Below are 14,315 nucleotides of genomic sequence, written 5' to 3' on the forward strand. Positions count from 1 at the left end.
ATGAAACACAATTTCAGAAACTGGCCTGTTCTATTGGTCCTTTTCATCTTCTCACTGCCTCTCTTAATCATGCTGACCTTTCTGGTTGTAGACACGTTCACGACCAAGGTCCCAGGCACGCTTGTCCCAAATGCGTTCACGCTGCACCACTTCCGGTTTTTGTGGACTGATTTGGATGACGGCCGTTGGGGGATTTACGGGGTCACACTGAACACGTTCATCTTTGCAGCAAGTACCGCCGCTGTTGTTACCGCGATTTCAGTGATGGCCGGTTATGCGCTTTCGAGGCTGAGTTTTCCTGCTCGCGGCTTTTTCCTCGGAAGCCTGATCGTGCTGCATGCCTTTCCAACAGTCACCCTGATCATTGCAATCTTCCTGATCCTCCAGATCCTCGGGCTCTACAACACCTTGATCGGTGTCATCATCGTCAAGACGGCGCTGGAACTTCCGTTCGGCATCTGGGTCATGAAAGGCTTCTACGACACGGTTCCCTGGGAAATCGAAATGGCGGGTGTGCAGGACGGCGCGAGCCGCTTCACAGTCTGGTGGAAACTCATCCTGCCTCAGGTTCAACCGGGTTTGATGGCAATCCTGATATTCTCGTTTCTGTCAGGCTGGTCAGAATTCGTCCTGCCGATGGTACTCAATCCAGGTACGGATGCGCAGGTTCTATCCACTTATCTAGCGACCCTCTTGCTGGATACCAACACGAACTCCGACTTCAATCTGATCTCTGCCGTTGGTTTATTTTACGCCCTCCCGGTCGTGATCATCTATCTGATTTTCCAGAATAAACTCATGAACATCTATGGCGGAGGCACGAAGGGCTGATGCGTATCTCGATCACAAATTTCACGAAGACTTTCGGCGACACGACCGTCATCAAGGACATGTCGCTCGAAATCGAAAGCGGTGAGATGCTGGCTCTTCTCGGTCCATCCGGTTGCGGCAAGTCCACAACGCTCTTTTCGATTTGCGGTATCCATCGAATGAACGCCGGCAGGCTGCGGTTTGGCGACAAGGATGTGACCAAACGGCCGCCACAGGAGCGGAACGTTGGCGTCGTCTTTCAGAACTATGCGCTTTATCCGCACATGGATGTTCATGCGAACATTGCCTTTCCGCTAAAAGTTCGCAAAGAACCGAGAGCCGAGATCGATCGGAAGGTCCTTGAAATTGCCGCCCTTGTGCATATCGAGGAGTTGCTACAGCGCAAACCTTCCCAGCTTTCAGGCGGCCAACAGCAACGTGTGGCTCTTGCTCGCGCACTGGTGAGAAAACCGGATATTCTCCTTCTGGATGAGCCGCTTGCGAATCTGGATGCCAAGTTGCGTCTGGAAATGCGGTCAGAAATTCGTCGGATACAGCAACAAACCGGAATAACCGCAGTCTTGGTCACACACGATCAGGTCGAAGCCATGTCCATGTGCGACCGGATCGCGCTGATGAACAAAGGCGACATTGTCCAAGTGTGCAAGCCGAAGGAAATGTATGACAACCCGGCTTCCGACTTTGTGGCAGGTTTTCTAGGCAATCCGCCAATTGCGTTTTTGGACGGGATCGCGAATGACGGAGAAATCCGGCTCGCAAACTCCGAAGTCGCATTGCGCCTTCCCTCCAATGTCATTGATCTTTCCAACGGCACGCAACTCCGCCTCGGTATCCGGCCGGAGTTCTTCCAGCCGGAAAATGATATGAAGGTCACCGGCAAGGTGAGTTTCGTCGAAACCCAAGGGCGCGAAGATCTTTTCGATGTCACTCTCACAAACGGGGCCGTCCTGAGATCCATTCAATCCCGCGGAGGGGATATCAAACTTGGAGACGAAGTGACCTGGGGTATCTCAAGAGAGCACATTCTCGCCTTTGGGCCGGGTGGTGAACGCCTTTGACACAAAATGAGATATCGCTGATCCACATCAACAAAAGCTGGATACACGACCAGAAATCCTGGCCACTTTCGATTGCGCATCGAGGAGCCAGCGCTTACGCCTTCGACAATACACTGAAGGCGTTTCAGCTTGCACATGAGCTGGGCGCCGACATGTGGGAAGTGGATATCCGGCTGACCTCAGATCGTGTCCCAGTTGCGTTTCACGACGAAACTTGTCTCGACGAGGAGGGGAAAGCACAACGTGTCCGCGATCTGAGCGCCGACAAGCTGCAAGATCTCGCCGCAAAAAAACATCGCGAAGTACCGAGATTTTCCGCGGTCATTGAATTGGCCGGTGTTTGCGGGGCTGGAATATATCTTGATGCCAAGGAAGCGGATGCGGCGACAATTGCCATTGAAATGCTGCTTGCGTCGCAAATGGATCGTGTGATTGTGGGGGCAAACACTGTATCGTTCGCTCGACATTTGATCGAAACAGGTTGCCCTTATCCAGTCTCGCTTCTTGTACAGAACGGGCAAGATCCGTTCTCACTTGTTGATGCCTGTGGCGCGGATATTGTTCACCCATGTTGGGAACATGCCGGAGACCGGCCGGATCGGCTTCTCGATGCTGATTTCTTCAAAGAAGCAAAACACCGGAACCTGGCCGTGGTAACTTGGCATGAAGAGCGAAGCAATGTCATCGAGGCTCTCTTCGACTTGCCGATTCTCGGCATCTGCACAAATCAACCAGAAATGGTTTTTGACAATAAAGGCGATAGACCACTTCGTCCCGAAATCGTCTGTCATCGTGGTGCCAACGGTATCGCGCCTGAAAACACACTTTCTGCCGCCCGCGCAGCTTGGGATGCCGGATTTGATTATGTCGAGATCGATGTCCGGGAGACCGCCGATGGGCACCTGATGGTGCTTCACGATGCAAATCTTGAAAGAACCACATCCGGCACCGGGTTTCTGAAAGACAAGAACATTTCAGAACTCGCCAATCTGAGCGCAGGGTCCTGGTTCGACGCATTCTATAGTGCTGAGAAAATCCCTGAGCTTAGTCAGATTTTGGAACTCGCGGCCTGTCAAGATGGAGGCCTTTATGTTGAACTGAAGGATGCAGATCCGGTCAAAACAGCAAGAGCGGTTCTCGCACGGTTGCCTGCGGATCGTGTTTTCTTTTGGTCGTTCAATCAGAACTTCCTTGAGACGCTCTGCAGTGAAATTCCTGAAGCACGTTTGATGGCACGCCGAGAGGATTTTGCAACACTTGAGGCATGTATATCCGGCTTTGATGCAGATGTGATCGAGTTCAATGCTCAAAACGCAAATGCGGGGGAGTTTGCAACACTTCGGCAACGTGGCAAGAAGACGATGATTGCCTATCATGGAATAGAGACGGACGTAATTGATCGGCTCTTGCGTCTCAAACCTGACATGCTGAATGTAGACGACCCGTTCTTGGTCCGCCGCCGGGTGGCCCTCAACGAGAAAGACCAGGAATATGTCTGATCCGGTTGGCCCTAAAAGACAGGTCAACTCCTTTGATGTTGCCAGACTGGCCGGGGTGTCCCGCTCCGCGGTTTCCCGCACTTTTACTGATGGTGCAAGCGTGTCCGACGAAACGCGCGAGAAGGTGACCAAAGCCGCAACCACGCTCGGCTATCGTGTCAACGTGCTGGCACGATCTCTGCACAAACAAAAATCGGACCTTGTTGGCCTCGTCGCGTCCGATCTGGACAATCCTTTCCGTGCCGAACAAATCGATCTGCTATCCAAGGGGCTTCTGCGACGGGGCTTCCGGCCCATTCTTCTGCGTGGCGATCCTGGAACGGACGTTGCCGATCTGATTGGATCACTGCTTCAATACAGTGTCGCAGGAGTGATCGTTACGTCCGACACACCATCGCAATCGATTTGCCAGGAATGTCTGGACAATGGTGTTCCCCTGGTCGTCGTCAACAAGCGCGATCCGGGCGCTCCTGTGGATCGGGTCCTGACCGACTTTGAAACCGGTGGCAGAATGGCTTTTGAACACCTTGCCAATTGCGGATGCAAAAGCCTTGCCGTGGTAACGCCAGAAAAGTCGTCTTACTCAGTCATTGGACGTGCGCTCTCCTTCGAAAGGGCGGCAAATGTTGGTGGTATTCCGGTTGTCCGGATTGCCCGAGGCACACAGACCTATCAAGGTGGTTTGGAAGCCTCCAGTTTTGTCTTTGAGCACTCTGGCGAGATTGACGGAGTATTTTGTACTGCAGACTATCTGGCGCTTGGCGTGTTAGACGGGCTTCGCCTGACACATGAACTCAAGATCCCTGAAAACCTGCAGATTGTTGGTTATGACGATATTCCTCAAGCTGCCTGGAAGTCATATGACCTGACAACTTTCCATCAAAGCCGAGCTGAGCTTAGTGATGTTGCGTTGGACCTGCTTTTGACACGGATGGAAAATCCTGATGCGCCGCCACAGGTGGTTTCCCAGAGCGTGTCGCTCGTTCAACGCGGTACGACAATTTTGATCCCTTAGCGGGGTCCAAAAACTAAAACCAAGTCGCGTATTTGCCTGCGCCAACACGCTGGTGTGGTCTGCTTTCTTCCCTAGATCGAACAACACGAAACCACAATTTGCGACATGGGCAGCCACATAAACGCAATATCTGGCAAGTTGGAAGACAGCGCAGTTTAATGTTGTTTCGTGAGTGTGGCGCAATTCACACGTGTATCGCGACTTGGCACTTTTACCGACACTTTCAACTTGATCTGCGAAGAGTAACGGCTAGGGTATCGAGGTTGCATCGTGTGCGCATACCGCGTGCGCGGACACATTCGTAAAACAGAGCAAACAGAATTCAAGAGGTCAGAATGCGTCTACTCGGTCCAAAATAGACCGACACACAGACCAAGTTCGGTTCCCGTGTCGGTATCAGCAATTCATCCGTACCGCCCGCGACCCGTAACTCTGAAAAGCGTCTCCGCGCCGGTGCGATTTTTTCCAAAATCTCGAACTTGCAATGGAGCGCGGACCGATGAAAACGGTCTTCTCTTATCTTGAAAATATCGTCTCTCCCTTCAAACACCATGACGGAACGCCGCCGCCTTCCGATCTGAGCGCGTTTTACTGGCATTTTGTCCGCCAGATCTGGAAGCCGCTGGTCTGGCTCATGGCGTTTGGGTTCGTCGTTTCGATCATCGAGGTCGCCCTCTTCGATTATCTGGGGCGGATCATTGACTATCTGAACACGACCAGTCCCGATCAACTTCTCACCGATCACGGTTCCGAATTGATCTGGATGCTGGTGGTGGTCGTGCTGCTGCGCCCTTTGTTTGGTGCAGGCCACGCGATGATCAAGTTCCAGATCATCGAGCCGGCCATGACCAACCTCGTTCGCTGGCAGACGCACAAACACGTTCTGGGGCAGTCGCTGTCCTACTTCAACAACGACTTTGCCGGGCGTATTGCAAACAAGATCATACAGACCGGCCCGTCCCTGCGCGGCTCCGTCGTGTCACTGATCGACGCGATCTGGTTCGTTCTGATCTATGTCACAGCGGCGATTTATCTGTTTGCCGGTGTCGATGCCTGGCTGATCCTGCCGCTTGTTGGCTGGATTGTCATTTACGTGGCGCTGCTGGTGTATTTCGTACCCCAGATCAAGGAGCGATCGGCCATCATGTCCGAAGCGCGCTCGAGCCTGACAGGGCGGATCGTTGACAGCTACACCAACATCCTGACTGTCAAACTGTTCGCCGCGGGCCGCAAGGAGGAAGCCTATACGCGTGATGCGCTGGAGGATCATACGCGCAAGTTCTACGACATCCTTCGGCCGCTGACGCAAATGGTCATTCTGCTTTGGATCGTCAACGGTGTGTTTATTGCGTCGTTGAGCGCGCTTGGCATTGGCCTTTGGCAGAGCGGTCTCGTTTCTGTCGGGTCGCTGACACTGGCCATTACGCTGTCGGTGCGCATCGTCAACATGTCCGCCTGGATCATGTGGATCACAACCGATATCTTTGAAAATATCGGAACGGTTCAGGAAGGCATGGAAACGATCTCCAGACCGCACACGCTGGTGGATCGCAAAGGCGCCAAGCCTTTGGCTGTCTCCAAAGGCGAGATCGTCTTTGAAGGTATACGGTTCCACTATGGAAAGGACAAAGGCGTTATTGACGACCTGTCACTGCGGATTGAACCCGGTGAAAAAGTAGGACTGGTCGGGCGGTCCGGCGCCGGTAAATCGACCCTGGTCAATTTATTGTTGCGTTTTTACGACCTTGAGGGGGGGCGGATTCTGATTGACGGTCAGGATATCGGTGCGGTTACGCAGGACAGCCTCAGGGCACAGATCGGCATGGTCACTCAGGACACGTCGTTGCTGCACCGTTCCGTGTTCGACAACATCGTCTATGGCAGGTTCGGCGCGAGCCGGGAAGAGGCCTTGCAGGCAGCGCAAAAGGCCCATGCAATGTCCTTCATTCCCGACCTTCAGGACCTTGGCGGACGGCGGGGACTTGATGCCCATGTAGGCGAACGTGGTGTCAAGCTGTCGGGAGGCCAGCGTCAGCGGATTGCCATTGCCCGGGTCCTTTTGAAGGACGCGCCCGTACTGGTTCTGGACGAGGCGACGTCGGCACTCGATTCAGAGGTTGAGGCCGCTATTCAAGAAAGCCTCTTTGACCTGATGAAAGGCAAGACGGTGATTGCTATTGCTCACCGTCTGTCGACCATCGCGGCGATGGACCGGCTCATCATCATGGATCAGGGACGGATCATCGAGGAGGGCTCGCACAAGACGCTGCTGGAAAGGGGCGGGGTCTATGCCCAGCTCTGGAACAGACAGTCCGGTGGTTTCCTGGACCCTGCGGCTGTGGCGTAAGGCCGACCGCAAATCCGGGATCTGCCGTGCCGTGTACCCATCTCGTGAAGGTGACATTACCTTCACGAGATGGGCCTTTCTACTGTCCGCAAGCCAGGAACTTGTCGCCAGCGCGCTGGCTGATTTTGTAAGTTGCCAGTCCTCCTAGCGTCTTCGGGTATCCGTCTTTGTTGTTTCATGGTGCCATCCGGAATCCAGGCAGACACGGCGATCGGTTCCTACGGCTGGGAAGCGCCATAGCTGGCTTTGACGACCTTCTGGTCAGGCTTTCGCCTGCATTGGCAAGATCAGGCCCCATCGGGTTTCCTGAGGCGGTTCGGAAATCTCAAATCCCAGCTTCTTGTAGACTGCGATCGCCCTCTTGTTGTCGGGATGGGGATCCGTCGCGATCACTGGGACGCCCGCTTTGAAAAGCGTTCGCATGCGCGCGCCAATAAAACCTTGCCCGTGGCCAAGGCCGACCATGTCCGGATCTCCGATAAACTGGTCGATCCCGCGCGAGCCTTTGGGAAGGCTGGCGAAATGGTGATTTTCCCACCCGTGCACAGTGTAGTCCTGCATGAAGGCAAAGGGCTGCCCGGCGATTGAAACGATCCAGCGTGCTACCCGCGGATCAGCCAGGTCTGCTTCGTTGTACGCTTCACCAGCGTCCCACCATTCAAGGACATGGGGCGCGGAACGCCATACCTTCAGCAAGGCGAGGTCATCCAGCGTTGCTTCTTTGAAACTGTAAGGATTGGCCGCGTTCATCGGCCTAGAATAGCAGGTATTCCGGAGGATGCTTCAGGTTAGGAGCTGACCATTGAGAGAAACAACCAGCCTGGTGCTCATAAACCAAAACCAAGGGGTCGGCTTTTGTTCGACGGCCAATCCAACATCAGAGGTGCAGAGCGTGTTCAACTGATTGAACCATGCGCAGGTATGATGTTTTCATCAAGGTCGGATACAGGTGCTTTGGTTTGCCACAGCTTGTTTTCTGTGGGGCGCACCAGTTCAAACCTCAAACATGAGCCTAGAACTGGCGCATGTTCTATCAACTTTCTGAGTTGAAATTGCGCTTTATCACGAGTTCCTCGTCGCTGGATTTGGGTTCAACCAGATACATGCCAATTATGATGATCGCGAAAGCAATCCAAGCCAAAGGAGACAGCTCTTCATTCAACAAAAGCATGCCCCAAACGACCCCTGCAATGGTCATTGCATAGGCGCTTTGGCTGTAGAACACAGCGCCTGCCGTTGCGATCAGGTGGAAAGCCAGCAGCAAGGACGATGCACCAACAATTCCCATCAACAATACCAAAATCTCCAGGCGCCCGATGGAGGGGCCTAGTGTCATGAGGTCTCCACTGAAATAGGCCCAAGGCGCGAGCATGGCTGTCGACAACGCCATCATCAGGCCAACAGACGCAAAAATATCGACATGCTCGGGACGCTTGCCGGCCAGCACCAATGCTTCGACTGCGAAGAGAAGCGGAAGCGCCATTGCAAACAAAAGCCATGCGTTTTGAGCGCCATCAGATAAATCGAACCGCGTGAATAGCACGAGAGATACGCCGGCTAGTCCCACAAACAGGCCAAGCAGGCGACGCGGAGACGCCCGTTCCATGCCAGTTACGGCCGCGAAGGCAAAGACCATAAAACCTTGGAGGGTTACGATAAGCGACAGCATCGCAGCTTCCACATGCTCGGTGACCACAAAGGTTGTCATCCTTTGTAAAATACCGGCGATGATGGCCCAATACACATAGAACATGAACTCTGATCGTTTGAGGCGAGGGAGTTTTCGTCGGTAGGCAGCGATACCCAGACAGAAAATCGCAGCAAGTGCATTCACCCAGATTGCAAGGCCAAGGGGGTTTGATCCCAGGCCTGAGGCCATCCGCGATAGTGCAGGCGTAAGCCCCCAGACAAGGCCTACGGCAAGAACAAGAAACGATCCTTGCAAGGTCAGGATCATTTTTTTGAGTTTCAATTCGCGTTCATAGATTTCGGCGGCCATCCCGCGAAACACCGCGGCGAGACGTCCTAGCGGATCATCCTTGTTGGCTAGATCGTCCAGATCCAGGCTTTCAGGATTGAAACGACCGCCTTCCAACACCTCAGCGGCTTCGGTCAGTCTCTCAATTCGGCCGAAATACTCTCGTTCCTGGTCACGGAACCGCTTTTTTGACAAGGAAGCGCCAAGGCGCGCGCGAAGCAAGACAGGATCAAAGCTCTTTGGCAGAAAGTCTTCAGCACCAAGCTCGATGGCCTTCACCACGCTTTCCGTTTCATCATCCAGCGCGGAGATGACAATAACAGGGACATCGCGCATGCGTTCGTGCTGTTTCATTTCAGACAGAACATCGAATCCGTCCATTTCCGGCATGAGAATGTCTAGAAGAACAGCGTCGAACGACTGTGATTTGAGAGCATTCAGGGCCTCGAGGCCATTTTTGGCAACGTCAGCAGTATGACCCAGATTTTCCACGGCCATTCGCATCTTTTTGCGGTTGATACCATTGTCGTCGACCACAAGAATATGTGCGCTCGTGACCTGCTGGCCGGTCATGTCCAGGGCTGCCGGTTTGTTCATGAGAGCGAAACAGCCTTCAAGGCGGCGCGCGCACGATCCAGTTCGACGGAAATCGCCTGAACCTGCGCAACCGGGTCCTCTACCTCACCCGCTTTGCAGGCGTGTTCCAGGTCTTCGCAGGCCGTGGCCAGGGCTGTCGCTCCGAAGTCGCGGGCATTCGATTTCAAACCGTGTGACGAAATCCGCAATGTATCTAGGTCATCAGCTGAAGCTGAGTCCTGCATAGTTTTCAGGGTGCTTGGTCCAACTTCTTCGAACTCTTCCAGCAATTCTTCCAGGTCTTCGGGATCGCCTCCAATCACTTCCAGAAGCCGTCGCAGCGCCTCAATATCAATCACATCGTCACTCACCGAACTTCCCCCCGAAAACCGCGCTCCTGCTCAGTGAGCGGTCAGTCTAGAATCTCTAAGTTTTTTTGCGGCAACCAGGCTTTGCGTTAACGCTTCAACATCAATTGGCTTGCTGAGATAGTCGTCCATGCCTGATTTCAGATAGTTCTCGCGCTCCGAGTTCATCGCGTTGGCAGTCAGTGCTACGATATAGGGCACACTGTCCTCCGGCAGCAGCGATCGGATGTGGTTGGTGGCGGCTATCCCGTCCATATCAGGCATTTCAATATCCATAAGCACGATGTCGAATTCGTTGCCCTGACAGGTCTCAATGGCCTCTTCTCCTGAACTGACCACCACAGGGTCATAACCGAGACGTTTTAGGATCTTGCGCCCAACCTTCTGATTAATCGAATTGTCGTCCACCAAAAGCACTCGCAGATCGTGACTGAGGTCGGCGTCGTTTCCAGCAGCATTTTCCGGCTGCGCAACCTCTGAGACCACGCCCGGTGCAAGTGTTCTTGCCAGTGCGCTCAAAAGTTGCCCTGATTTCGCAGGTTTTGTCAGGGACGCGGCGTAGTTCATTTTCGCGACACCTTCGCGGAATTGGCTTTCCAGCGGTGAAATCGAACTGAACAGGATCATCGGCGGACAGTTCGCACCCAGAAGTTCTCTTGTGGCGGTGGTGAATTCGAAACCGTTCATCACGGGCATCTTGTAGTCGACGATGATGACGTCGAACACTTGTCCGTTCTTCAGAACTTCCAGGGCTTCTTCCGGTCCGCCGCTTGAGCGCGGTGCCAACTCCCAACCGCGAAACTTCTCGCTCAAAATCAGGCGGTTCGTGCGGTTGTCATCAACGATCAAAACGCGTTTTCCGGCGATTGCGTTTAGTTGAGTATCCCGGCTTGCACGGTCGGGGATACGGGCAACTTCGCCTGGGAGAGTGAAGGTGAATGTCGTTCCTTTGCCGGCTTTGCTCTCTACCGAGATTTCACCGCCCATCAGTTCAACCAATCGCTTGGTTATTACCAGTCCGAGACCGGTGCCGCCGTAGCGGCGTGTTGTTGAGGCGTCAACTTGGCTGAAGGACTTGAAAAGTCTATCCATTCGGTCCTCGGGAATACCTATGCCGGTGTCGCGGACCGAGAACGTCAACAGCGTCGATTCACCGGGCGTGTGCGAGGCATCCGGCATCATGGTGGAGACTGTAAGAACCACTTCGCCGACGTCGGTGAATTTCACCGCGTTGTTAAGTAGATTCATCAAGATCTGCTTCAAGCGCACGGGATCGCCATACAGCGCTGAAGGCACGTCCGGATTGATGCGACAGGCCAGCTCAATACTTTTTTCCGCTGACTTGGACGCCACCAGTTCAACTGATGACTCGATTGTCTCGACAAGGTCCATCGGCGTTCGCTCGAGTTCCAGTGCCCCAGCTTCAACTTTTGAAAAATCCAATATGTCGCTGATAATCGTAAGAAGCGTGTCCGCTGCCGTCGCAATCGTATCGCTGAAATCGCGCTGTTCCTCATTCAAATCGGTGCCATTCAGGAGCGTGCTCATCCCGATGATACCGTTCAGAGGCGTACGAATTTCGTGGCTCATTGTGGCGAGGAATGCACTCTTTGCCTCGTTAGCCGCTTCTGCGGCGTCCTTCGCGCCTTTCAATTCATTCGAGATACGTTTGATTTCGGTGATGTTCGATAACACGGCCACCGTACCGCCTTGATCTGTCCGGCGATTGCTCACTTGCTGCCATTGATTGCCTGACAGTTCCTGGATGTAAGGTGTTCCTGCGGAACGGTGACGCCCGAGTTGCCGCTCGATCCATAGTTCACGATCCGTTTTTGCATTTGGGAAACGGTCGGTGAGAGCCGCACGGTTGAGTACCTCCACAAAAGGCGTACCGCTGGGCAATTCCGCTTCGTCGTTACCCAACATGATTTCGCGGTACCGCTGATTGGCAATCAGAAGCCTGTCATCCTTGTCAAAAAGCGCAAAGCCTTCTGAGATGCTGGCGATCGCGTCACTGAGAAGACCGCGTGCTTCCGTCGCCGTTGCTTCGGCGGATACGAGTTCAGCGGTCCGCTCCTCGACCCTGCGCTCGAGTTCGTCGTTGGCTGAGCGTAGTTGGTGCTCGTATGCTGTCTGACGCTCTTGCATCTCGTTGAATGCGGCGACTACCCGGCCGATTTCATCGTCGCTCGTCCAATCAACAAGTTTGCGGGGTACATCCGAGCGCCGCTGATTGATCGATTCCATCATCAGAGCAAGTGGCCGCCCAATGATCCGCCGATTTGCGGTCAGGGTTGCCGCAATGACTGCAGCCAGAAGAATACCCGCCAGCAACACGACGAGACTGAGGCGCTCCTGAGCCAACGAACCGAGCCGAGTTTCTGCCAATGCGATGCGCAGAGAGCCGATCTGAACCTCGCTGTCTCCCGCGTCATACGTAATATTTTCTCGTGCAACAAAGCGGGTGGCGCCAAACTGATCTGTTGCACCTGCATCAGCCACCAGCCGGTCGCGCTCGTCATAGACTTCGGCAGCCAATACATCTGAGTCAGTCAAGAGTGCCGTCAGGATTAACTTGATTTGCTCGTCAGCGACGTTCCAAAGGGATTCGGCGACGACCGCACTTTGGATTTCAACCAAGCGTTCGAGTTTGACCTGTAGCTGTTGCTCCGCGGACCGTCGGGCGTTCCACTCGAACAACCCGAAAACAACAACAGTGGACACCAGCACCAGTGGCACCACGTAGAGCAGAAATTTCGACTGGACAGACCGCGTAAACCTTACGCGTGAAGGCCCTCCAGGCGGTTTCAATTGTGAAAGGCCGTCCTCTATTTGACCGGGCATTAGAATTCGTTTTCGAAGTATTTTTCTACAATCAAATCGACGTCAATCTGCGCCAGTCCGTCGTTGAATTTGTCGCGCAAGGCGCGTCCGGCGTCGTTGTCGTTGAAGCAAAGATAAAGTGTCTTGTCTTCCAAAGGACGTTCATTGAACACCAGGGTGTCCGTCAATCCTTCAAGACTGTCCTCTGTTGCCAGCAGGTAAGACAATACGAGCTTGTCAATAACTGCGACATCAATTCGTTGCCGCGCTAACTTTCGCAAGTTTGTGATGTCATCGGGTGCAGGTATAGCGCGGATCCACCCGGTGCCTGCCTTTTCGTCGAACTCGTCTGTGTTTGCATATCCCAGGACTGTGCCGACTTTCAGCTTTTGCTCGCCAATGTCGTCAACGTCGTTCCAAACCACGGGAGCCTTGACGTTTTCTGCAAATCCCAGTGGGCCATTACCGATCGGATCGGACGCGATGAAGCCGTCGACGTGGCGGCAATGATAACCTGGGAAGTATGCGATTGCGTTTGCGTCGTCTTTGGCAAGGGATATTGCTCGTTTCCAAGGAAGGATGGCAACGTTTATATCCGTCTCAACCGCTGCAAACGCTTGCCGGACAACCTCGGTCGTGGCCCCACCTTTCGGTAGAACTTCAGACGTATAGGGCGGCCATTCCAAAGTAGTGACTGTCAGACTATCGGCATCTGCGGTTCTTCCCTCCGAAAAACCGAGCGCAAAAAGAAGTCCAAATAATAAAGCTTTTTTCACGCACCAAACTCCCCAGCCAATACGATCTAAAAAATGTATCGCGACGTAACCCCGCCAATCAACTCAAAATACCTAAATACTATTTCCTTACGATCCAGAAATACTCATTGGTCAGCTTCCTAAGAGGAATTCGATTGTGCAAAGCTCGACTAAGATATCAAGCACTTCGAACTATTTTTCTGTTTTGACGTTCCAGATATCGACGTTTGAAAACACAGATCACTTTTAATTTGAATAGAGATTATGCCTCTGCCTTGAACGGCCCGCAGCGCAGGAAACTTGAAATTTCACTTTAAAAATCAGCTGAACTTCGAACTGTTGGTCTGAAATGGATACATTCATCCTGTCAGCACAACAGAACGCCGAAAAGCCGCGTTGGGTTCCAGACCAGTATCGCATCAAAGACGTTTGATATACCTCGACGGACCTTGTCCGGAAAACTCAGCGTCTTTGCTGATGCTTAAACCAAAATCAAAGGTGCCGAAGGTTTTCAGCATTTTAAACCGGGTGCAGGTGTGTCTCTCTTTATGGGTAGAGACAATACCGAACTGCTTTTCGCAATCAGTTTTCTCGCAGTGGCAGCGCGACTGTGTCCTTCACCGTGTTGACCACAATGCGGGACTGCACATCCGAAACCAGAGTATTGTCCAACAATTTCAATCGCAGAAAATTGTCGTAGGTCTTGATGTCGTCGGTCACGACCTTGATCAGATAGTCAACCGCGCCTGTGATGCGCTCGCATGTGACAACTTCCGGCCAGTGGTGCACCAGCTTGTCGAAAGTTTCCATGTTTTCCCGGCTGGGCACTGCAAGTTTGACAAAGGAATAGGCAACAAAGTTGAGGCCAACCGATTCCCGGTCAATAATTGCGGTTATCTGACGGATGATGCCCTGTTCCTTGAGGCGCTTGATCCGTCGCCAGCATGGGGTCTGGCTCATGCCCGATTCCTTTGCGACTTCCGCAATGGAGAGTGAGGCGTCCCTCTGCAGGACACGAAGAACACGAATGTCGGAAGGGTCGAGAAGATATTTGTCAGTCATCGG

11 protein-coding genes are annotated in these 14,315 nt (G+C 53.3%); 5 read left to right on the plus strand and 6 right to left on the minus strand.

The genetic code is table 11. The annotated features are described in order from the left end of the window. The 5 genes from Q0835_RS08210 (at position 1) to Q0835_RS08230 (ending at position 6,750) form a co-directional block, all read left to right on the plus strand. Positions 1 to 831 (plus strand): carbohydrate ABC transporter permease, encoded by an 831-nt coding sequence (locus Q0835_RS08210; protein WP_298960118.1) that lies wholly within the window; start codon positions 1 to 3, stop codon positions 829 to 831. Beyond that, positions 831 to 1,889, plus strand: coding sequence for an ABC transporter ATP-binding protein (locus Q0835_RS08215; RefSeq protein WP_298960121.1), 1,059 nt, complete (start codon positions 831 to 833; stop codon positions 1,887 to 1,889). The genes Q0835_RS08210 and Q0835_RS08215 overlap by 1 nt, the downstream gene beginning before the upstream one ends. Continuing rightward, complete coding sequence (locus Q0835_RS08220) at positions 1,886 to 3,388, plus strand: glycerophosphodiester phosphodiesterase family protein (protein ID WP_298960126.1); 1,503 nt, start codon at positions 1,886 to 1,888, stop codon at positions 3,386 to 3,388. The genes Q0835_RS08215 and Q0835_RS08220 overlap by 4 nt, the downstream gene beginning before the upstream one ends. After that, positions 3,381 to 4,403, plus strand: a complete 1,023-nt coding sequence (locus Q0835_RS08225; protein ID WP_298818283.1) for a LacI family DNA-binding transcriptional regulator — start codon at positions 3,381 to 3,383, stop codon at positions 4,401 to 4,403. Before Q0835_RS08220 ends, Q0835_RS08225 begins: the two co-directional genes overlap by 8 nt. A gap of 499 nt (positions 4,404 to 4,902) precedes the next feature. Next, positions 4,903 to 6,750 carry an ABC transporter ATP-binding protein gene (locus tag Q0835_RS08230; RefSeq protein WP_298960129.1) on the plus strand — a complete coding sequence of 616 codons (1,848 nt, stop codon included), beginning with the start codon at positions 4,903 to 4,905 and terminating at the stop codon, positions 6,748 to 6,750. Between the two features lie 261 nt (positions 6,751 to 7,011). Here the strand turns inward: Q0835_RS08230 and Q0835_RS08235 are convergent, their stop codons facing one another. The 6 genes from Q0835_RS08235 to Q0835_RS08260 all read right to left on the minus strand — a co-directional run bounded on the left by Q0835_RS08235 (position 7,012) and on the right by Q0835_RS08260 (position 14,312). Further along, positions 7,012 to 7,500, minus strand: coding sequence for a GNAT family N-acetyltransferase (locus Q0835_RS08235; RefSeq protein ID WP_298960132.1), 489 nt, complete (start codon positions 7,498 to 7,500; stop codon positions 7,012 to 7,014). A gap of 283 nt (positions 7,501 to 7,783) precedes the next feature. Then, positions 7,784 to 9,325, minus strand: coding sequence for a response regulator (locus tag Q0835_RS08240; RefSeq protein WP_298960135.1), 1,542 nt, complete (start codon positions 9,323 to 9,325; stop codon positions 7,784 to 7,786). Further along, complete coding sequence (locus Q0835_RS08245) at positions 9,322 to 9,675, minus strand: Hpt domain-containing protein (RefSeq protein WP_298818293.1); 354 nt, start codon at positions 9,673 to 9,675, stop codon at positions 9,322 to 9,324. The genes Q0835_RS08240 and Q0835_RS08245 overlap by 4 nt, the downstream gene beginning before the upstream one ends. A 30-nt stretch (positions 9,676 to 9,705) precedes the next feature. Beyond that, positions 9,706 to 12,516: a response regulator gene (locus Q0835_RS08250; RefSeq protein ID WP_298960137.1), complete on the minus strand. Its 2,811-nt coding sequence runs from the start codon at positions 12,514 to 12,516 to the stop codon at positions 9,706 to 9,708. Continuing rightward, positions 12,516 to 13,271 carry an ABC transporter substrate-binding protein gene (locus tag Q0835_RS08255; protein ID WP_298818297.1) on the minus strand — a complete coding sequence of 252 codons (756 nt, stop codon included), beginning with the start codon at positions 13,269 to 13,271 and terminating at the stop codon, positions 12,516 to 12,518. The genes Q0835_RS08250 and Q0835_RS08255 overlap by 1 nt, the downstream gene beginning before the upstream one ends. A 561-nt stretch (positions 13,272 to 13,832) precedes the next feature. Further along, positions 13,833 to 14,312 (minus strand): Lrp/AsnC family transcriptional regulator, encoded by a 480-nt coding sequence (locus Q0835_RS08260; protein WP_152501126.1) that lies wholly within the window; start codon positions 14,310 to 14,312, stop codon positions 13,833 to 13,835. Between the last annotated feature and the right edge of the window lie 3 nt (positions 14,313 to 14,315).

The sequence above is a fragment of the uncultured Roseibium sp. genome (assembly GCF_947499295.1).
GTDB lineage: Bacteria > Pseudomonadota > Alphaproteobacteria > Rhizobiales > Stappiaceae > Roseibium.

Bases quoted from the DNA above. Each gene is read 5' to 3' on its own strand.
- Q0835_RS08240 (WP_298960135.1), bottom strand. From the start codon at position 9,325: ATGAACAAACCGGCAGCCCTGGACATGACCGGCCAGCAGGTCACGAGC.
- Q0835_RS08225 (WP_298818283.1), top strand. From the start codon at position 3,381: ATGTCTGATCCGGTTGGCCCTAAAAGACAGGTCAACTCCTTTGATGTT.
- Q0835_RS08230 (WP_298960129.1), top strand. From the start codon at position 4,903: ATGAAAACGGTCTTCTCTTATCTTGAAAATATCGTCTCTCCCTTCAAA.
- Q0835_RS08215 (WP_298960121.1), top strand. From the start codon at position 831: ATGCGTATCTCGATCACAAATTTCACGAAGACTTTCGGCGACACGACC.
- Q0835_RS08250 (WP_298960137.1), bottom strand. From the start codon at position 12,516: ATGCCCGGTCAAATAGAGGACGGCCTTTCACAATTGAAACCGCCTGGA.
- Q0835_RS08260 (WP_152501126.1), bottom strand. From the start codon at position 14,312: ATGACTGACAAATATCTTCTCGACCCTTCCGACATTCGTGTTCTTCGT.
- Q0835_RS08235 (WP_298960132.1), bottom strand. From the start codon at position 7,500: ATGAACGCGGCCAATCCTTACAGTTTCAAAGAAGCAACGCTGGATGAC.
- Q0835_RS08210 (WP_298960118.1), top strand. From the start codon at position 1: ATGAAACACAATTTCAGAAACTGGCCTGTTCTATTGGTCCTTTTCATC.